The organism is Promicromonospora sp. NPDC060204, from assembly GCF_042728455.1.
Taxonomy (GTDB): Bacteria; Actinomycetota; Actinomycetes; order Actinomycetales; family Cellulomonadaceae; genus Promicromonospora.
Genome location: NZ_JBHWZO010000035.1, coordinates 13217 through 33232 on the forward strand (window position 1 = coordinate 13217; position 20016 = coordinate 33232).

The 20016-nt window shown below is 64.9% G+C and carries 17 protein-coding genes; 14 read left to right on the plus strand and 3 right to left on the minus strand.

Annotation, left to right across the window (positions count from 1 at the left end):
* Positions 1-179 precede the first annotated feature (179 nt).
* The 3 genes from ACFWEJ_RS07065 to ACFWEJ_RS07075 all read left to right on the plus strand — a co-directional run bounded on the left by ACFWEJ_RS07065 (position 180) and on the right by ACFWEJ_RS07075 (position 3780).
* The gene (locus ACFWEJ_RS07065) at positions 180-1904 is read left to right on the plus strand and encodes an FAD-dependent oxidoreductase (RefSeq protein ID WP_377228485.1); all 1725 of its coding nucleotides are present in this window, start codon (positions 180-182) and stop codon (positions 1902-1904) included.
* Between the two features lie 52 nt (positions 1905-1956).
* Positions 1957-2838 carry an NmrA family NAD(P)-binding protein gene (locus tag ACFWEJ_RS07070; RefSeq protein WP_377228486.1) on the plus strand — a complete coding sequence of 294 codons (882 nt, stop codon included), beginning with the start codon at positions 1957-1959 and terminating at the stop codon, positions 2836-2838.
* A 66-nt stretch (positions 2839-2904) separates the two neighbouring features.
* Complete coding sequence (locus ACFWEJ_RS07075) at positions 2905-3780, plus strand: alpha/beta fold hydrolase (RefSeq protein WP_377228487.1); 876 nt, start codon at positions 2905-2907, stop codon at positions 3778-3780.
* A gap of 102 nt (positions 3781-3882) precedes the next feature.
* Here ACFWEJ_RS07075 and ACFWEJ_RS07080 read toward each other — a convergent pair whose 3' ends face one another.
* Positions 3883-4353 carry a winged helix-turn-helix transcriptional regulator gene (locus ACFWEJ_RS07080; RefSeq protein ID WP_377228488.1) on the minus strand — a complete coding sequence of 157 codons (471 nt, stop codon included), beginning with the start codon at positions 4351-4353 and terminating at the stop codon, positions 3883-3885.
* 33 nt (positions 4354-4386) lie between these two features.
* Here ACFWEJ_RS07080 and ACFWEJ_RS07085 point away from each other — a divergent pair, with 33 nt between their 5' ends.
* The 4 genes from ACFWEJ_RS07085 to ACFWEJ_RS07100 all read left to right on the plus strand — a co-directional run bounded on the left by ACFWEJ_RS07085 (position 4387) and on the right by ACFWEJ_RS07100 (position 8669).
* Complete coding sequence (locus ACFWEJ_RS07085; protein ID WP_377228489.1) at positions 4387-5415, plus strand: hypothetical protein; 1029 nt, start codon at positions 4387-4389, stop codon at positions 5413-5415.
* Between the two features lie 593 nt (positions 5416-6008).
* Positions 6009-6845, plus strand: a complete 837-nt coding sequence (locus ACFWEJ_RS07090) for an alpha/beta hydrolase (RefSeq protein WP_377228490.1) — start codon at positions 6009-6011, stop codon at positions 6843-6845.
* A 220-nt stretch (positions 6846-7065) separates the two neighbouring features.
* Positions 7066-7602: a carbonic anhydrase gene (locus ACFWEJ_RS07095; protein WP_377228491.1), complete on the plus strand. Its 537-nt coding sequence runs from the start codon at positions 7066-7068 to the stop codon at positions 7600-7602.
* Between the two features lie 11 nt (positions 7603-7613).
* Positions 7614-8669 carry an MBL fold metallo-hydrolase gene (locus ACFWEJ_RS07100; RefSeq protein ID WP_377228492.1) on the plus strand — a complete coding sequence of 352 codons (1056 nt, stop codon included), beginning with the start codon at positions 7614-7616 and terminating at the stop codon, positions 8667-8669.
* Between the two features lie 420 nt (positions 8670-9089).
* On the opposite strand, the gene ACFWEJ_RS07105 is transcribed toward ACFWEJ_RS07100, so the two are convergent.
* The gene (locus ACFWEJ_RS07105) at positions 9090-9662 is read right to left on the minus strand and encodes a TetR/AcrR family transcriptional regulator (RefSeq protein WP_377228493.1); all 573 of its coding nucleotides are present in this window, start codon (positions 9660-9662) and stop codon (positions 9090-9092) included.
* Positions 9663-9852: 190 nt separating this feature from the next.
* Between ACFWEJ_RS07105 and ACFWEJ_RS07110 the strand changes: the two genes are divergently transcribed.
* The 3 genes from ACFWEJ_RS07110 (at position 9853) to ACFWEJ_RS07120 (ending at position 13219) form a co-directional block, all read left to right on the plus strand.
* Positions 9853-10824 (plus strand): helix-turn-helix domain-containing protein, encoded by a 972-nt coding sequence (locus ACFWEJ_RS07110; RefSeq protein WP_377228494.1) that lies wholly within the window; start codon positions 9853-9855, stop codon positions 10822-10824.
* 572 nt (positions 10825-11396) lie between these two features.
* Positions 11397-12203: an alpha/beta hydrolase gene (locus ACFWEJ_RS07115; protein ID WP_377228495.1), complete on the plus strand. Its 807-nt coding sequence runs from the start codon at positions 11397-11399 to the stop codon at positions 12201-12203.
* 191 nt (positions 12204-12394) lie between these two features.
* Complete coding sequence (locus ACFWEJ_RS07120; RefSeq protein WP_377228496.1) at positions 12395-13219, plus strand: alpha/beta fold hydrolase; 825 nt, start codon at positions 12395-12397, stop codon at positions 13217-13219.
* A gap of 308 nt (positions 13220-13527) precedes the next feature.
* Here ACFWEJ_RS07120 and ACFWEJ_RS07125 read toward each other — a convergent pair whose 3' ends face one another.
* Positions 13528-14907 (minus strand): hypothetical protein, encoded by a 1380-nt coding sequence (locus tag ACFWEJ_RS07125; RefSeq protein WP_377228497.1) that lies wholly within the window; start codon positions 14905-14907, stop codon positions 13528-13530.
* 19 nt (positions 14908-14926) lie between these two features.
* On the opposite strand from ACFWEJ_RS07125, the gene ACFWEJ_RS07130 reads away from it, so the two are divergent.
* The 4 genes from ACFWEJ_RS07130 to ACFWEJ_RS07145 all read left to right on the plus strand — a co-directional run.
* Positions 14927-15205, plus strand: a complete 279-nt coding sequence (locus ACFWEJ_RS07130; protein WP_377228498.1) for a hypothetical protein — start codon at positions 14927-14929, stop codon at positions 15203-15205.
* Between the two features lie 727 nt (positions 15206-15932).
* Positions 15933-16775, plus strand: a complete 843-nt coding sequence (locus ACFWEJ_RS07135) for a hypothetical protein (RefSeq protein ID WP_377228499.1) — start codon at positions 15933-15935, stop codon at positions 16773-16775.
* A 72-nt stretch (positions 16776-16847) separates the two neighbouring features.
* Positions 16848-18713, plus strand: a complete 1866-nt coding sequence (locus ACFWEJ_RS07140) for a DUF4209 domain-containing protein (RefSeq protein ID WP_377228500.1) — start codon at positions 16848-16850, stop codon at positions 18711-18713.
* A 1046-nt stretch (positions 18714-19759) separates the two neighbouring features.
* Positions 19760-20016, plus strand: a 257-nt coding sequence (locus ACFWEJ_RS07145; protein ID WP_377228501.1) for a hypothetical protein, incomplete at its 3' end; no start/stop codon positions are given.

Here is a 20016-nt window from a genome sequence, read left to right on the forward strand (position 1 = left end):
CGTCCCCAGGCTGGCGTTGACGAAGTTGAGCGATCGCACTCTTCTCGTCCGCACGTGCACCTTCACTCGTCAGCACGTGCACGTGTCTTGGCGCCCACGTCCGCGGTGCGCTACCCGTCTTACATTCGAGGCTCGAGGCGGTTGCGCCTCCGCGACGCCGGATGAGAGCGGGGTATGTCATGGAGCACGTTCCTGAACAACCCCCCGCTGAAAGCACGCCGACAGGGACGACAACCGGCGGCGTGTACGCCGCGACATCAGAGCTGGGCGTCCGGCAACTGACCAGCCATCAGCTTGAGCGTCTCGCCTCCTACGGCGTGGTCCAGCAAGTGCGAGAACGCGACGTAGTGTTCCGCCCCGGCGACCCAAGCTACGACCTCATCGTCATCGAGTCAGGCCAAATCGAGCTGGTGATCCAACCAGATGGCGAAGAGTCCGAAGCGCACGTCGCGTCCTACGGGCCCGGAGGGATCCTCGGCGAGCTCAATCTCCTCACTGGGCAGACGGCCCGGTTGACAGCGCGCGTCATCCGGCCCGGTTTGATCCACCGGATCGCCCCGGCTCGCTTCAGGCGACTGATGGCTGACGACCCTGAGCTGTCCGAGGTCCTGCTGCAGACATTTCTGTCTCGTCGAGACGAACTTCGCGACAGTCCAGTCACGCGCCGGATCGAGATCGTTGGCAGCGGAGTCTCGGGCGAAGCTCTCGCACTGCGGACCTACGCGGCCCGCCAGCGGCTCGCACACGTGTGGTTGGACGTCGACAGCGTCGAGGGGGCAGCCATTCTTGCCTCGGTCCCGCTCGCCGCGCCCGACCTACCGACAGTCATCTTGCGCGACCGCATCCTGCGCCGTGCGACGCCCGGTGCAATGGCACAGGCTCTCGGGCTCGCCGACCGGTCGTCGGGCATGCAAATACGAGACTTGACGATCGTTGGTTCTGGACCGGCGGGGCTGGCAGCTGCGCTGTACGCCGCATCGGCAGGCCTGTCCACACTCCTACTCGACAAGCACAGCACCGGGGGGCAGGCTGCGGCCAGTCCAGTGATTGAGGACTATCTGGGATTCCCCTCCGGTATCAGCGGCCTGGACTTGGCTCAGCGCGCTGCTCGTCAGGCGATGAGGATTGGCGCCGAGGTCTCCAGTCCCCGCGAAGTCCAGTCCATCGATGCCAGTAGTGGTCACCTCCTGGTACGGCTGGCCGACGGCACGGAGATCCTGACCCACGCGGTTGTTGTGGCCACTGGCGCGCACTACCGGTCGCCGTCCGTACCTGGCTGGGACACGTTCGAGAACGCTGGCATCTACTACGCGGCGACCGCACTTGAGGCACGCGAGTGCATCGGCAAACAGGTAGCAGTAATCGGTGGAGGAAATTCAGCCGGTCGGGCAGCGCTTTCCCTCGCGTCGAAGGGCTGTGCGGTCACCCTCGTCGTCCGGGGAAGCGACCTAGCTGCTCGCATGTCGGCCTACCTCATCGACCTACTGGAGAACAACCCGCGCGTCCGCATCGAGACCCGTGCACGGGTGTCCGCACTTTCAGGACGTGGCTCGTTGGAAGCGATCACGATCACTCGAGAAGCTTCTGGAGGCCGCGACGTTCTCGAACTCGCTTGCGCAGGCTTGTTCTGCTTCATCGGCGCTGAGCCGGCCACCGACTGGCTCGAAGGCATTGCTCTCGACGAGCGCGGTTTCATCCAAACCGATGCCCAGTTGAGGAGCACCGACCTCGGCTCGGTGTGGGGTGTCCTGGGTCGCAGACCGCTGCCCTTCGAGACCAGCGTGCCGACGATCTTCGCCGCCGGCGACGTCCGAGCCGGTTCGGTGAAACGCATCGCCGCTGCGGTAGGCGAAGGCTCCAGCGCCATCCGTTCGGTGCGTGCCGCGTTAGGCGTGCGGGTCTGAACCACCGGCGATCGATCGCCAACAACTTGTGAGCACAAAGAAGGGCCATTTCATGTCAAACACTTCGTTCTTCATCTCCGGTGCCACCGGTTCGACCGGTGCTCGGGCGGCCAGAGTTCTCGTGGCCGCCGGCCATGACGTGCATACACTGGCGCGCCACGACGACGACCGCGCAGCAAGGCTGCGACGCGACGGTGTGACAGTCCACATCGGCGACCTGCACGACCTCGATGCCGTCCGCCGTGCGATGAACGGTGTTGACGGCGCGTACCTCGTCTACCCAGTCGCTGCCGGCCTGATCGAGGTCACCGCCTTGTTCGCCCAAGCAGCCGTCGAGGCGGGAGTCGGCGCGGTGGTCAACATGTCACAGATGCCCGCACGCATTGATGCGGTCAGCCATTCCAGCCGTGCGCACTGGGTGTCAGAACGGTTGCTGGACCGCTCCGGCCTAGCAGTCACTCACCTGCGCCCGACGTTGTTCACCGAGTGGCTTCTGTGGGCGACGAATCCGTCCGGCGTCATCAGGCTGCCCTTCGGCGGTGCACGGCACGCACCGGTCTCCGCCGATGAGATCGGCAACGTGGTCGCCGCGGTGCTGCTGTCGCCACAAGGGCACGCCGGAAAAACGTACGTGTTGGTCGGCAACACCGAGACAACGTTCGCCGACGCGGTAGACGAAGTCGCCACGGCTACGGGCCTGGCGGTTCGCTTCGAAGGGATCCACATCGATCAGTTCGCTGACGTGGCCAGGGCGATGGGGGGCGACCACCTGTTGCAGCACTTCACCGAGATCTCGAAGGACTACAGGCGGGGCATCTTCTCCGGGACTAGCGACGTCATCGCTGACCTCACAGGAGAACCGGCTATCGGTGTGGGGCAGTACGCGCTGCGGAACAAGGCAGCTTTCGCCCGTCAGCTGACGCCACCTCAGTGAGCGTCGGACCAACTTACTTGCGGAGGGCTCTCATACTTCCGCCCCACCACCCACGAGGAGTTAAGCATGAACAGCTACGACCTCAGTGCTGCGATCACCCATCGCGTCACCACCACCAAGGGGCAGGTCCAAGTCACCGAGCATCCCGGTGAAGAGCCAGCGATCGTCATGACGCACGGGTTCCCCGACGACTCGCGCATCTACCAGCACCTGCTCCCCGAACTTCAAGGACGGCGGGCTGTCACCTTCGACTTTCTCGGCTACGGCAAGTCGGGCCGTGATGCGACCTGGCCGCTGGAGACAGGCCAGCGCGAGGAAGAGCTCGGCGCTGTACTCGGCGCGCTGGACCTGGACAAGCCGGTCCTGGTCGGACATGACATCGGCGGTCCGGTGGTCATCAGGTACGCGTTGGCGAACCCGACGAAGGTCGGTGGCCTCGTCCTGCTGAACACCTTCTTCGGCGACTCGCCGACCCTTGAGTTTCCGGAGTTCATCAGATTCCTCGCCGACCCGCACCTCGCACATCTGGCCGACGACGTCATCGCTGACCCGAGCATCCTCGGGTGGATGTTGACGTTCACCGACAAGCGGCTCAACCCCGGGCCGCCGAACCCTGCAGGCCTGGGAGCCCTAGCCATCCTGCCGCAGTTCTACGGCGACCAAACCCAACCCGACTCCATCGCCGCCATCAGGGCTTGGACAGCCGACCTGTTCCCCGCCATCGCAGAGCAGAACGAGCAGATCGCTACCGGAGAACTCGCAGCGCTGGACATCCCAGTCACCATCGCGTTCGGCGTCAACGACCCGTACCTCAACGCGGGCGTCGCCGAACACCTGCACGAGCTGTTCCCGCGGTCGGTGGTCCACACCATCGCGGACGCGGCGCACTGGCCCCAGTGGGACCAACCGGCAGCGACAGCCGTCGTCATCACGGGGACCTGAGGGCCGGCGCCCGCCTCGGCCCGCATCGCATCCGCCAAGCGCGGCATCTCTGACTACGAGGTGTCAATCGGGATGGCCGGCGGGGCAACGGCGACGGGACGATCAGCAGTGGGGGGCCGCGGGGTGGACCGAGAACTCGCCCGAGCGGATGGGTTCTCCGCACGACTGGCAACACACCTCCGCGACGAAGACCTCGCCGCAGACATCGTGAACGAAGTCCACCGTCGGTACCGACTCGTCGCTGTACAGGTCCCCCCACCGTTTCAGGACAAGGATGACCTGCCCGAGGTCGCGGCCCTTCTGGGTCAGCTCGTAGCCCGCCATCCGCCCTTTGTCAGGCGAACGCGGCTGCAGGATGCCTGCCTCGGTGAGCTTGCGTAGACGCGCGGAAAGCACATCGCGGGGCGCGCCGACATTTTTGAGGATGTCGGTGTACCGCGACGCGCCGAACGCGACGGCTCGAACGACGTGGAGCGACCAACGGTCGTTGATTGCGTCCAACGCCACAGTCAGCGAGTCACCTGATGGTTGGTTTTTCAAACCAGTGCGAGTAGGGTTCGGTTCGTTTGACATCCAAACCATCTTACCCGAGGGAGCAGCCCCGTCATGTCGTCACCAACAACCCTGCCAGGCCCTGGCAGGTCAGGTCCTGTAGCGACCCAGCACAAGGCCTGGATCGCGCTTGTCGTCACTGGCCTGATCATCGGATCCGCGTTCATCGCTGTCTACGTCGGTCTCCAGCGCGACCCCGTCCCCAACGACCTGCCGGTAGCTGTCGTCGGTCAGGAGCTGTCAACAGCAGCTGGCACAGGGCTGGGGGACTCGGTTGCCGTGACCGAGGTAGCGAGCCTGAAGGATGGCGCAGACCTGGTGCGGGACGGAGAGGCCGTCGCAGTTATCGCGGCGTCGTCGCCGACCACCCTGCAGTTCGACTACGCCGGCGCGAGTGGCTTCAGCGAGAGCGGTGCTGCCAGGGCGCTGGTCAACGGTCTTGCTGACAAGACCGGCATGACTGTCGAAGAGACCGACATCGTTCCCCTGACCAAGTACGACTCGCGCGGACTGTCGGCGTTCTATGTCGTCTTCGGCGTCACCCTGTCGTCGTTCGTCCTGGCTCAGGGACTGACGGGGGCGACCAGCACGGTGCGGCTCCGTCACCGGCTGTACGCCATGGGCGGCTTCGCCGTCGCGATCGGACTCGCCGCAGCCACCATCGCTGGTCCGATCTATGGCTCCCTGACCCCATCGTTCCCGCTGCTCGCGCTGTCGCTGATTCTGTTGTCGGCCGCTAGTGCGTTCTCCACCAAGGCTCTGGGAGCATGGCTCGGCCCCGCAGGCATCGGGATCGCGGTGCTCATTCTGACCACGGTCGGCAACGCGACCAGTGGCGCCACCATCGGCTATGACCTGCTTCCCGGCTGGGCGCAGGCTGTGTCGGCGGAGCTTCCGCCCGGCGCCGCCGTTCGAGCGATCAACGACTTCGGCTACTTCGACGGATCCCGCGCGGTGGCGTCCTTGGCGGTCCTGGTCCTGTGGTTCGTAGTGGGCCTCGGCCTCATTCTCCTGCGACAGAAGGTCGCCTCCCGTCGCGACAGCGGAGCGAACGCGGCGTCACTGGAGGTCCCAACAGCCTGACCAACGGATTTGCAGCGGCTCGGCGTGACATTCCGGTGTCCCGCCGAGCCGTTGCCGTGTCGGCAAACCTCGGTCATGTTCCCGGCTGGGCGATGGCCTGCACCTACCCCTCGGCCTGGGCGCCTGCTGGCGGTGTCAGCCGCGTTGAGCCGGCAAGAGGTCCGGAGCGGGTCGATGCGCTGGCTGTACGGGGCGACCATGCCGACATCGCGATCGGGTCGGTCTCTTCACCTTCCACGCACACGCGGTTCAGGACCCGGCCAGCGCATCCTCGTCCCCGCACAAGGGCCACGCAGCGCCAGCCGCCAGCGCCCTTGTTCCCGGCGGCCCCAAGACCCGCAGCCATGGTCACGCTATCTCGAATGTGTGGGCGTCGAACCGGCGCCACGCTCGCACGCCCAGAGCGCCGTCCCAGACCCTCCAAGTGGTCACGTTGTGCCCGGGCCTCTGCAATCCGTGCAGTACGCCGGCCGAACCCTTCAACCCACGACGGTGGCATGCCAACGTCGACAGCAGCGACGTCTCCACGGAGTCGCTACGACCGGGACGTACCGCTTCCCACCTTGCGTCTCGCTACTCGAAGGAGAACCACGATGTTGAAAATCAGCAGGCGAACGAAGGCCGGCGGCGGACTGATCGCCGGCCTCCTCGGGGCTGCTCTTGCCCTTTTGCCCGCGGCGAGCAGCGCTTCGGAGCCACTGCACCCCTCGACCCCCAAGACCACAACGATCGTCCTGGTCCACGGGGCCTGGGCTGACGGCTCGAGCTGGAGCTCTGTCACCGAGAAGTTGCAGCGCGAGGGGTACACGGTCGACGTGGTCGCCAACCCGCTTCGTGGGGTCAAGGCCGACGCCGACTACCTCAAGGACCGGCTCAGCCAGATCTCAGGCCCGATCGTCCTCGTCGGGCATTCTTACGGCGGAATGGTGATCACGTCGGCGGCTGCCGGGAACGCGAACATCAAGGCGTTGGTGTACGTGGACGCGTACATCCCGGACGAGGGTGACACCGTCGGCGGCCTGACCGGCCCGGACTCCTCACTCGACCCGGACACGACCCTCAACCCTGTGCCTCTGAAGGACGCGAACGGCGCCGTCTACGGAGTCGACCTCTACGTCAAGCCTGATCTGTTCCCGGCCATCTTCGCCGGCGGGGTGCCCCCTGAGCGGGCTGCCGTCCTCGCAGCGGGCCAGCGACCCGTGACTCTTGCGGCCCTGTCCGAGCCCTTCGCCGGGGAGCCTGCCTGGAAGACCATTCCCTCGTGGGATCTCATCGGAACGGTTGACCGGGTCATCCCGCGGGCCGAGCAGGAAAAGATGGCCAAGCGCGCGGGGGCACACATCGTCCGAGTCGAGGCCCCGCACCTGTCGATGGTCTCCGATCCGCGCGCGGTGACCTCGCTCATCATCGCCGCAGACAAGCAGAGCTGACCTCTTCACCAACGGTGCAGCACCGCTCCCACCCAGCTGGTGCGCCGGTCACACGACCTGGCGCACCAGCTGGACCGCCCTGTCGGTTTCGTTGACCGCCGGGCACGGCATCGCGGTGGCCTCAGCCGCTGACGGTTCCCATCAGAGCAACGCCACCTTCACCAGCGAATCGCCCGACTACCGGGCGCCTCGCCCGCATCTCGACCAAAGGAACACCATCATGACGTCCATCGAAACCCTGCTCGAGCGCAACGAGGCGTTCGCCACTGAGCGCTTCCTTCCCGAGCTGGCGATCAACCCGGCAGGCAAGTTGATGATCATCAGCTGCGTTGACCCGCGGGTCGACCCGACCTATGTGCTCGGCCTCGAGCAGGGCGAGTCCGCGGTCATCCGCAACGTGGGCGGCCGGGTCACGCCGGCAACCGTCAAGACCATCGCCATGCTGGGCAAGGTCGGACAGGCCAACAACGGTGGCGCGCCCGGCGTCGGTTGGAACCTCGTTGTCCTGCACCACACCGACTGCGGAATGACCGACCTGGCGGCGTACCCAGACTCGCTCGCCGAATACTTCGAAGTCCCGGCTGAGGAACTGCCCGGCAAGTCCATCAGCGACCCCTACGGATCCGTGCAAGTCGACACCACATTCCTGCACCACGCACCGCTCCCGCCGTCATTCAGTGTCTCCGGCCTTGTGTACGACGTGGACACCGGAAAGATCGAGACGGTCGTGCCGTCGGCGCCGCTGCGAGCCGAGTAGCGGAACCGGTCATGTGTGAGGCGCAAGGCGGTGACGCAGAAGGGCTCGCGGCGGCTCCTCGACGCATCGAGAACCCGGCTGTCGATCCCATCCGGTTGGAACCCGTCGATGACATCACGATCACGACGCTCGTCGACAACGTCTACGACGCGCTGCTCATCGGAGACAAGGAGACTGGCCGCACCTCGTTCTCGGCAGGGCACGTGGAGGCTCCGCAGTTCGAGTCGGGCCGCACCCACGTCGGTCTCATGGCCGAACATGGGTTCTCTGCCCTCGTGACCGTGCGTCGGGGTGATACGACGAGCACCCTGGTCTTCGACGCGGGCTTGTCCCCGGACGCGATGGGTATCAACGCAGACAGGTTGGGCATCGACTTCTCCGGCGTGATGGCCATCGTTCTCAGCCATGGCCACTGGGACCACACCGGGGGGCTGACAGGACTGGCGAAACGACGCGGCCGCAGAGCGCTGCCCATGGTCATCCACCCCGGTGCCTGGGCCAGGCGGCGGCTGGTTGTCCCCGGCGGCGATACCGAGCTGTTGCTTCCGACCCTGAGTAGAAGCGCTCTGGAGTCCGAAGGTTTCATGATGGTGGAGCGTCGCGAACCGTCCCTGCTCGTCGACGACAGCGTCCTCATCACCGGTGAAGTCGACCGGACGACCCAGTTCGAACATGGCATGCCTCCGTCCCACCAGAGGTGGGACGGCCAACACTGGACGCACGATGCGAAGATCCTGGACGACCAGGCACTCGTCGTGCGCCTGAGAGGTAGGGGACTGGTCGTACTGACCGGTTGTGGTCACTCCGGCGCGATCAACATCGTGCGACATGCCCAACGGCTCACTGGCGTGCGGGACCTGTATGCCCTTGTTGGGGGATTGCACCTGAACGGGCCAACGTTCGAACCCAACATCAAACCCACCGTGGACGCGCTGGTCGAGCTGCAGCCCAAGTTGCTTGTTCCGGGCCACTGCACTGGGTGGCGTGCACAGAACGCGCTCGCGACGGCGTTGCCTGCAGCCTATGTGGCGCCTAGCAGCGGCTCGTCGTATCGGATGGTCGCATGAACGGCGAATCACGTGCGGCCCGCACCGTTCGGCGACTCGAACCTCTCCGGAAGATCTCCACGTCGCTGCCTCGAGCCGGCCCCACGGTAGAGGTGGGGGTTGATCGGACACAGGCCGCATTCGCAGCGGACGAAGGTACAGACTTCGAACGGAACGTCGAAGGAGACGTGTCCGCTGGGACGTCACTCTCCGTCACTGCGCAAGGCGGGTCCCCCGGGCACAGTCGAGGGTGGCGCCACTCGTGCGACAAGCGCTCGTGACGGCGGGCACCTCCACTGGTAATTCGGCCGGCCAGCGGCGCCCCCACTCTTGAGGTGCGCGCAGACGGTTGCGAGCTGCCGTGCCCTGGACAAGTGCCCAACCCCGGTCATCGCGATGATTGGGAGCGATGACGCGATCCGGAGCAAGGGTGGCAAAGGGCTACAAGGCCAGGACGAAATTGGCGTATGTCTGAGCGACACCGGCCGACTGTTCAGCGTCCGCCCGCGCGGTCGCCATCAGCCCCATCTGCCCGGACGTCAGCATGTCCGCGACCTGCTCGGGGTCGTCGAGGCCGTCGATGGAGCGCAATGCGTTGAGGATGGCTCCGCGGGTGCGGATCCGCAGACCGGTGACGAGGTCGGCCGCTTGGGCGTCGAGGTCGTTGAGATCCATTGACACGTTCACGATGAGGCATCCCCGAGACTGCTCACCAAGCGGGCCGGAACGAAAGTAGGCCGCCAGATTCAGGAAGTAGTCGACGACGGACTGTCGTCCAGCTCCGGGCGCCTCCATGGGCGCGAGCAGAGGCCAGATGATCTCCTCGAGGTAGCTCTGCGCAGCCCGTTCGAACAAACCACGTTTGCTTCCGTAGGCCTCATACAGGCTCGATTTGCTCAACCCGGTCGCCTGCTGCAGCTGGCTCAGGGACGTGGCCACGTAGCCACGTAGCCAGAAGACGTCCCGCGCCGCGCGGACGACGGCATCGTCGTCGAACTCTCGCGATCGCCCCATCAGCCACACCTTGATTTCTCGGACCGATCGGTCCAGTATTGAGTCGAAGGACCACCCCGACCAGGGGGAGCCACTCTTGTGTCGGCGAACCGCATCCCCGTGAACGCTGCTGCCACAGCAGTTTTGGTGCCGCTGGTCAGGGCAACCATCACCTCGTCTCGAACATTCCGGGGGCGCAGTGACCCAAGTATTGAACACCTCGCTGTTGCCGGTTGCGGACCGCGCCGAAGTAGTGCGGGGCATCATCGCCAAGACCATGGTCCACGTCGACATCGAGTTCGCCCCCCAGGAGACCGGTGCGCGAGCGCATGGGCTGATCACTGACGTCGGTGACGTCCGCATCTGCTCAGTGCGATCGACGGCGACCCACCTGGAGCGGACGCCCCAGTTCGCGAAGGACGCGCAGGAGCCCACCATCTTCCTCGCCCTGCAGAACACACACTCAAGCCTTCAGCTGGCCCAGGACGGTCACGACTCACAACTACGGCCTGGTGAGCTCGCGTTCACCGACTCAAGCGAACCGTACTCACTGCGAGACCCGAACGGCATCCAGCAACATTTCTTCGCCATCAAGGTGTCCTCACTCGCTCTGCCCTACGACCTCGTTCGCCGGTTGCGCGCTGTGCCGCTCGTTCCGGGGCACCCTGTTGCAGACTTGGCCGCGACGTACTTCCTCCGTCTGGCGAGCAAACCGGAAATCGCCTCTCACCCAGGAATGCATGTTCTCGGCCAACCCAGCATCGAGCTTGTCCGCGCCCTGATCACGACTCATCTCGATGTGTCGGCGCTGGCCAAGGACGCAATGCACAGCACGCTCCTGCTTCGGGTTCTGGAATACGCACGAAGCCAGCTGAGCGACCCCCACCTCAATGCGGCTCAGATCGCGTCTGAGCACCACATCTCTCTGCGTCACCTCTACAACATTCTCGCCAAGGGGGGAATCAGCCTCGGCGACTGGATTCGAACTCAGCGCCTGGAGGCGTGCAATGCGGACTTGCATCGGCCCGAATGGCGACACATGACCATCGCGTCGATCGCGCGTCGTCACGGTTTCGCCGATGCGTCTACCTTCGGACGACTGTTCCGCGCCGCCTACGGAGTCTCGCCGCGCGAGTGGCGAGAGCTCGTGGACGCACCGGCGATCGACGGCGCGAGCCTCTGACGAGTCTGCTGTTCCGCAGACCTCGCGCGTGCCTTTGTGCTCGCCCATTCGCGTAACAGTCCCTGCCGGAGGTACACGGCACGGCGACAAGGCCGCCGGGTCGTGGACCGCTTGTGTCGCGACAATCCCAGGCTCAAGCCGCCGAGGTTAACGACGCTCCGTCGGGGCAGACATGCTGTTGAGTCCAGCGGGCGGGCCCCGGCTTCGGTCGTGCGTCACGGGACCGCCGGCGCTCGAAGTCATCCCGTGGTGTGGGCAGCGGAGAGCGAACGCAACAGGGGCGAGCTTGAGGAGTCCCTGTGCTCGTCCGGCCGGCCCGAGACTCTCGATCCGCATTGAGCCGACCGGTTCCTCTGTTTGTGCACCCTGTCTGCAATTCGTGCAGGAACACGTGCGTGCCCTTCGGTCCAAGGAGCACGAGCCCTAGCCTCGGCAGCAGAACCTAGGAAGCACGAGCGCCGCGGTTCACCCGGTAGATATGACACCCGCCGGACAGAGGAGCTGCCGGCGCCTCATTCCGTCGGGTCGCATGTGTGCTGGACCTTCTGAACGGACCAACCGAGGGACATTTCATGGGTTACGAACCGAAACAGAATCCCGTCATCTTCATCCATGGACTATGGATTCATTCCACGGCATGGCAGCCGTGGATCGAGTTGTTCGAGGCTCGCGGGTACAGCGCGACGGCGCCCGGCTGGCGCGGTGACTCGCCGACGGTCCAGGAGACACGCGAGTTCGTCCAGGCGATGGAGAAACTGGGCATCGAGGAGCTCGTCGAGCACTATCAGGAAATCATCGGCACACCTGAGATCAAGCCGATCATCGTCGGACACTCGTTCGGTGGCCTCATCGCCCAGGAACTGCTGGCCAACGGATTCGCGGCTGCGGCCGTCGCCATCGACCCGGCCGGAATCAAGGGCGTCAAGGCACTCCCGCTCGCGCAGCTGCGCTCCGCACTCCCCGTGCTGAGGAACCCTGCGAACCTCCACCGAGCGGTTTCCTTGACGTCGAAGGAGTTCAAGTACGCGTTCGGCAACACGCTGACGGTCGAGGAGTCCGATGCGTTGCACGAGGCGTGGACCATCCCTGGGCCTGGGAAGACGATTTTCCAGGAGGCAAGTGCAAACATCTCGCCCCACTCGCCGACGACAGTGGACACCCAGCTCGCAGACCGCGGACCTCTGTTGCTGACGTCCGGCACCGAGGACCACGTGGTGCCGCTGGAGGTCACCAAGGAAGTGTTCCAGATGTACGAGAAGGGCCCCAGCGACACGGAGCTCCACATCTTCGAGGGTCGCGGGCACTCGTTGACCATCGACAGCGGCTGGAAGGACGTGGCCGACGTCGCTCTGACCTGGCTTGAGACCAAGGGGTTCTGAGCTTCGCACTGGCCGACGCCGTGGGGCTGCAATCGAACCCGGGGCGTCCACTGGGGAATCAGTTGTCTCGTGGACCCAGGCCCGCGGTGGCGGGCCGACGAAAGATGCTGTTGAGAAGGCTGGGCCGACGTCGGCTCAGCGGAGCCGCCTCAAAGCGGTGACTCCTTGCAGAGTGAACGGAGAGGGGCATCATGCCGAAGATAGTCACCAACGACGGCACCGAGATCTTCTACAAGGACTGGGGGACCGGGCAGCCGATCGTGTTCAGCCATGGCTGGCCCCTGTCCTCGGACGACTGGGACACGCAGATGCTGTTCTTTGTCCAGCAGGGCTTCCGCGTCATCGCCCACGACCGCCGCGGGCACGGCCGGTCCACGCAGGTGGCCGACGGCCACGACATGGACCACTACGCGGACGACCTGGCCGCGCTGACCGCCTACCTCGACCTGCACGACGCCGTGCACGTGGGCCACTCCACCGGCGGCGGCGAGGTGGTCCACTACATCGCGCGGCACGGCGAGTCGCGCGTGGCCAAGGCCGCGATCATCGCCGCCGTGCCGCCCCTCATGGTGCAGACCGACGCCAACCCCGGCGGCCTGCCGATCAGCGTGTTCAACGACCTGCGCGCCCAGCTCGCGGCCAGCCGGTCGGAGTTCTACACGGCAATGGCCGCCGGCCCGTTCTACGGGTTCAACCGGCCCGGCGTCGAGACGCGCGAGCCGCTGGTGCGCAACTGGTGGCGCCAGGGCATGCAGGGCGGTGCCAAGGCGCACTACGACGGCATCGCGGCGTTCTCGGAGACCGACTTCACCGAGGACCTGCGCAAGATCACCGTGCCGGTGCTGGTCATGCACGGCGACGACGACCAGATCGTCCCGTACGCCAACGCGGGCCCGATGTCGGCCGAGCTGCTGCCGAACGGCACGCTGAAGACCTACCCGGGCTTCCCGCACGGCATGCCGACCACGCACGCCGACGTGATCAACGCCGACCTGCTCGACTTCATCCGGACCTGATCGCTACCGGCCCTCAAAAGGTCAAGTAGCGGGCGCTCAGGCGCTTTCGTGATCCAGGTCCGCCAGGCAAGAGAAGGTGCGCGGCGCCGTTTGGACCGATCGGTGCCGCGCACACCTGGCACAGGGACAGAGACCGCAGCGTTGGAAGTTGAGGGTCTCGATCTGCCCGGTGTACACAACGGAATGTATCGGCTAGAAACCAACAGGGGTGTTTCCGCTGGTCAAAGCCGATGAGCGCGCGTCACTCCAACCCAGAGTGACGAAAGTGACTGCACAGGAAGTCGTCCGTGGCCTTCCTGGCTGAGGTCCTACTGGGACGGGCGGCGTGGCGTTGCCCTTACCGCCTCCTCAGGCCGGTGACGCTGTAGCCACTTGCGCGCCGCCTCGTCGCCGAAGCCGTGCGACCTCAGGACTGCCATTGCGTTCTCTCTGATGGCCCGCTGGCGGTCCTTCTCGTCCAGGTATGCCTTCATACGCGCCACCACCTCGTCGTAGTCATACGCGTATCGACCGTTGACCTTCTCCGCGAAGAGTGGAAGAAGCTTGTAGAAACGGCGTTCGCTGATTCCGACGTGCGTCCAGGGGTAGCGGTCGGGGTCCTCCAGCTTCCGGTGTTCCATTACGACGATGCTCGCCTTGCGCCGAACGTATCGACGAGTCGCCTCCGCGCCCTGCGCCGGATCAAACCCGGGCATCACTAACTGTTCTAGAAGCATCGCCGCTGCTGCTGCACCACTCGGAGCACCAGTCTCGCGTTGAATGTGGTGGACCTGCTTCGGATACGTCAAGACGAGAGCACTCGCCAGTGCCGGTTCGTCTCCAGTGATGTAGCCGTGCCAGTAGCCCTTCAAGAGCACCTGGCAGGCGATTTCGTGGTCCGTCGAGACTGAGTCGCATGTGATAGTCGGGATGCCGTGGCCGTGGATCGCCCTCGCGAGTTTGCTCCACGTCCGGTCTATGGGTCGGCGCACGCCCTCCGGCCAGATCCGGGCCGTGAATGCCCATTCCACTGGTTGCTCTGTCATGCGGGCCACGATCATGATCGGCTCCGTGGCCGCTAGTCGCACGTGTTCTCCGGAGTTGGCCGACCTGTCCAGCAACATTTCGATGAGTCGACCCTCATCCTCCGTCTCGTCGGTCACCCAAATGAGGCGCCTAGCGATCTGAATCCACCATCCCTCGACCGACTGTCCGAGGATCGGGACGTAGAAGCGGATGGCAGGATCCATGACGCGGCGAAACAGGTCCTTTCGCTGGTCGTCGTCAAGAACCGTGCCGAGCCACTCAACGACGTAGTCCCGCGTCAGCGTCCCCGCTTGGACTGCATGCGCAACTAGCTGTCCCGCGGACCACAGTCCGTCGGCAGTGGAAGCAGCGTTCGAGACCACGCCCTCTAGGCGGGCAACCTGCAGGACAGTCGCCATTGCGGGGTCCGTTGGATCCGGGACCTCCCAGACCCCCATCGCGCCTTCGAGCGAGCCAACCTGTACGTCCGGCACGTCGACAAACGGCAGACCGTTGGGCTCGAGGCTTGAGGACGTCCGGCGCATCGGTCGGAAGGTGCGGCCGGAGAGCACCTCCACTTCGGCGGCGGCATGGGCGAGCAGATCTGTCAGCTTCTTGCGATCGGGACTGCCACCAATGATGTGAGCGGCCTGGTCGACGAGACCTTCGGACCAATGTCCCATCTGGGCAGTATACGTGGGCGTGGAGAACCAAGATCCTGACGGGATTGCGAGGCAATCGGAAGAGCCTCGGCCCGAGAGTGTCAACTCGGCCGATCATGATTCCGACCTGACCCCTCGCTTCAAGCTGGTCTTCTGCACCGTGGCCGCGTTGACCGTCTTGGCGCTGATCTTGAGCATTCTCCTGGCCTTGCTCGGTGACGGCTCCGAGCCGGTGAACTCCGCCGCGGCCGCATGTTCCACTGCCTACAAGATGGGTTTCGGCGCGATCGTGGCACTCATCGGCCGTAAGGGTGGGTAACCCTGCAATTCCGGCACATTGACTCGTGCGCGGCCGAAATCCGGGACCGGGACTGGATGCTGTCCCATGGGCGGCTGCGCCCCGGTATCAGCCGTCGCGCGGCTGCCCTCCCTCCAAGTGGCCGTGCGCGGGAGAGGGGCTGACCATGGGCTCGTTGAGCGCTCGGGGACTTCGTGCCCTTGGCCTGGCTGCTGTGCTCGCTCTGCTGGCAGCTGCGTGCACGCCGTCCGGGTCCGAGCCGTCCCCGTCAACCGCACTCGTCGGCACGCTCACCGCCTGGCGATCGGGGTGGGCGAAGACGTCTAGAAAGTAGAGACGACCGACGAGCCCGAGCCCTGCTTCCGTACGGACTACAAGTGATCCCCAGGCTGCCCCCGCGGATCTGCTCGCTCACTTCGCGGTAGCGACCGCTGACGCGCGCTTCGGCGTAGATCACGGGGAGCGCGCCGGACTTCCACATTGCCTGACGGTCGACGGCAACCGCCCACCGGGGGTGCCTACTGGGCGGTTGCCAGATGGCTGCGGAGCCACGGCAGAAAGCCATGTCCGGTCTGCCTGCGAAGGTCGTCACCGCGGCTATCGCCCGATCTCGATGCGAGCAACCGGGTCCGCACTGCCGCCGACTGGCTGCTCAATGCCGTGCGAGGCCGCCAGCCAGTCCAGCTCGGCCTCGTGCGGTAGCGTCCCGAAGGGCACAGTCGCCGCATAGCCGACATACTTGGCTGCTATGGCGCTTCGCTTGCCCACGTATGTCGACACCGAGACGCTTCTTGCGCTGGCCGAGTACCACGACATCGAGGTCCCTCGTCAGGCGGACATCGTCGAGAAGACCAAGAAGCAACGCTCGGCCGGAGGTAAGGCCGGCATCGCCGGTGTCGGTGCCGATGGTCGGGCCAGTTCCGACGTCGAATACCAGTCGACATACCAGCTGACGCCGAACCTCAAGGCGACCGTGAGCAAGGTCATCGATGCACTGATCCGCGACGGCGCAGTCACAGTGGGGCCTGGTCATGACGCGACGCTCGCGAAAGACGACGTCGTCGAGCTCGACGGCACTGCACGGATCACCTCAGCCAGCGTCGCCGGAAAGCTGCTCTACATCATGAAGCGCGTGCTAACCGAAGACGCTACAGACCTGAACACGCTCGACAAGCTCACGGCCGATCACCCCGCCGTCGCCGCGCAGCTCAAGGACGTCTACCTTGGCAACGAGCTCCTCCCGATTCCTGTGCTGCTGGAGATGACCAATACCGGTCTCGCCCAGCGGGTATACATCAATGTCCGGCCGGGCCACTTCGTCGACGCGGCTTCAGCAGACCGCCTGGAGGGAGAGTTTCGTGTCTTGGGCGCAGTCACACAGCTTGTGCCCGGGGGCACCGACGGATACCTGAGCTCGGAGGACTGGCTCCTGCACGGCTGGGAGTACCTCTTCCGGCGGATGATGATGGCCACCGTTAGCGAGAACCTCGTCAAGGCGTTCGCCTCCCTCGAACTGAAGATGCCGGATGACGACGTGCAGACCTACATCGCCGGACCGGCCATCGTCGTCGACGCGGTCGCCATCTACTGACATCGCCCACGCGCCGCGAGTTTCGCCCGGCCGTGCAGCCAACTGAAAGAAGGACGAGCACGGATGGACCCGATGAGCGACGCGATTGACCCGTCGTGGTGGGAGGACGTGCTGGCGACGGCGCCGCTAAGTGGTCCGTATGAGCCGTCAGAGTCCCTGTCGAGGCATCTTGAACGGGCGGCGGTGGACCCGGCTGCCACGGGGTTTCAGGAACTGGTGTTGCAGGTCCTGGCGATGGCGTCATCGGCGATGTTGAACGCAGAGGACTGGTTGGAGCCGTTTACACCAACAATGCAGTTCGCCGACACGCGGACGGTGGTGCCGGCGGACCTGGGTGCGGACCAAGTGGCGCTGCTGGCCCGTATTGCTCCGCTGGTTGAGCGTGACGACCTGCGAGCTCGCGTTGCTGATGTCGCTTGGTTCTACGGGGACCGCTCGGATGTCGCGATGCTGGACCGAGCGGTCGAGGCCTACCGGGCTGCGCCGCTGACGGGCGATGTGTGGTTCAGCGCAGGGAAGGACGCGTGGGTGCGGGCGTTCGCACTTGCAGTGCGGCGCGGCAAAGATGGCCAGGTACGCGTGCAGGAAATGTCGGACGCGCTGAAGGCTCAGGTCTTGGCGGGCCAGGTGACGGACAACTTCAGGACTGTCGGGTTCGCGGAGACGCTGCGCCAGCACGGCCGGGTCAGCCCGACCGGGCGGGCTGAAGTGCGCAATGGGCTGTTCGCGCTCGCGGGGCAGGCGTCGTCGGTGGACCCTCGCCTGTCACGTCACCTTGAGCGTGAGGCACTCTTGTGGCTGGGCGGGTCGAACGAGGCCGCGGCAAATGCTGCGACCGAGCGCATTGCGCGGACCTACATTGCTGAGGCGGACGCCCGCATCCAGGCAGACCCGAAGGCAGGTCCACTGGTCGAGGGTCACTTCTTGGAGAAGGCCATCGCAGTCCTGCAGACCGTCCCACGCTCTCACCGACTCAAGAACGGTCTCGACGAGCTAGTCGATGATCTCCGCACTCGGCTGCGCGAGAGCCGGGAGTCTTCGATGGAGCAGATGATGCGCATTCAGTCGAACCCGGTAGACCTGACTGAGGCCGTGTCTTACGCACGCTCGAGAGTGTCGGGCCATGCGGACAAGTTCGACGCGCTCGCTGCGTTCGCGACACTCGCGCCGCCGATGGACGAAGCTGATACCCGCGCGAACGCCGCGAAGGGACTCAAGGGCAGTATTAGGCACCTCTTCGCCTCCTCGACGTTCTCGTCTGACTTCCGGAAGGTCGCCGCGAGCCCGGGGTCTTCTGGTCCGGCTGACGATGAGAACGCAGTGTGGACCGAGATGGTGCGGACCGCGTTCTTTCATTCCCAGTTGCTCGCAAAGGGCATCATCCAGCCTGCGCAGGAGGTCCTGACAACCGAGCACCAGTTCAGTCGGCAGTACTTGGTGTCGCTGTGTGTTGAGTCGCCGTTGGTGCCAGAGCGGCATGTGAGGTTGTGGGGCGACGGGCTGGCGCTCGGTTTGGGCGGCAATTACGGCGCTGCGGTCTCTGTCTTGGTGCCGCAGTTGGAGCAGGTCGTGCGCGTCATGTTGAAGCGGAACAACGTGCACACGCTGTTCGTCGACGCCCACGGGGTGGAGAGCGAGAAGAGTTTGAACGTGCTCCTCGATATGGCCGAGACGGAGTACATCTTCGGCGCAGGGATGGTCATGGAGATGAAGGCGATGCTGATCGTGCAAGGTGGCCCGAACCTCCGCAACGACGTCGCGCACGGCCTTCTCGACGACAACTCGGGGTGGAGTTACTCGGCCCTCTATATGTGGTGGTTCTGCCTGCGGCTGGTGACGTGGCCGGTCATCGAAATGGTGGACCAGGCGCGGGCGCGGGCCGAGAAGCCAGGCGAAGGTTCAGTCGTGACGAGCGACGAAGCGGACACTGAGTCGTAAGCCGAGGTCGCAGACGACGTCGTTTAGCATCAGAGGCAGGCTTTTCCGCACTTGTCTCGACCCGGGCGTTGATAATCCGCGACCCGATCTTCGTGTCCTTGGCCAGGGACGGCACCAGTCCTCAGTGCAGCTTGCGCCCGACTCAAGGAGACTCCTGTACGAACAGGTGTCATCAATCTGTGCAGCAGTCCCACCCGGATCGACGCGGGCACCGGTGTCGACAGCGGAGCCGGGGCCAGTGCGCCAGGAGGGCATGAACGACCGGCGATAGATATGTACCCGTACAGGGGTGGCTTGCGCGGCACGCTGATCTGATCGCTGCCCGCCTGGATGCCCTGGTTCAGGATGCGGTGACGAACCCACAGCCATGGATGGAGACCATCACCCCACCGCCGCCGGACGGTCGTGGACGGGAGACGTGGCAGATGGCGATGCGGCGGGTGGTGGCCTACCGCGACCGGTACCAGGTCACAGACTCCAGCAACCCTCTTGGGCCCGGTGGGCAGGACGGAGAGCGCGGCGAAGCTCTCGTCGTTGCTGCTCGAGCCTTGGGCACCATCACTTCCGACATCGTGCGCCAGCCCCAGGTTCCGTCCGGACCTCGGCCTGTGGAACGTTTCCCTGCGGTGCTGGCGGACACCCGAGCCCGCGCGGCGCGGATCTGCCATGACGCGGACGAGCAAGCACGACGTGACGGCGCGGACCTCGCTAATGGGCAGCCCGGCACCATGGGTTGGTAGTTGCGAAGAGTCGACGACACGAGGACCCTCGGGGCCTTGTGGTAGGGGAGGGAGTCCTCTCAGACGGGGCGGCTCCAGCCCACAAGGCTTCGGAAGGCACGATTTCTCCACTCAAGTAAGTCGAGCTCAACCACATCGCGCCTCCCTCGCGCACTGATCATGCGTCGATCAAGAACGGGGCCTGCCAGAGCCAGAGTTCACCCGTGCAGGTGCGCCACATTTGTGGTGATAGCGATGAGGGTTGTGGTGAACTGGCACAGGCTCGCAGAGTGATGCGTCTGTGTATGTGGTGAACGTGACTGTGCGGTGCCTGCCCGTCCGATCTCGCTTGCAACTCTAAACAGCCTAGAGGACGCGAACTTGTCGTTTAACCGCGGATATGAAGCTCTGGAAGCGCTTGTTAGCGCCGCGAACGGACAGATAGACTCCGATCTAGAGCGCAACGAGGCACAAACGCGATTCGACATTATTGATCAGGTCGTGAAGGAAGTTCTTGGCTGGCCTTCCGATAAGATAAGAGTGGAACGACAGGCCGGCTCGGGCTTTACGGACTACGAGTTAAG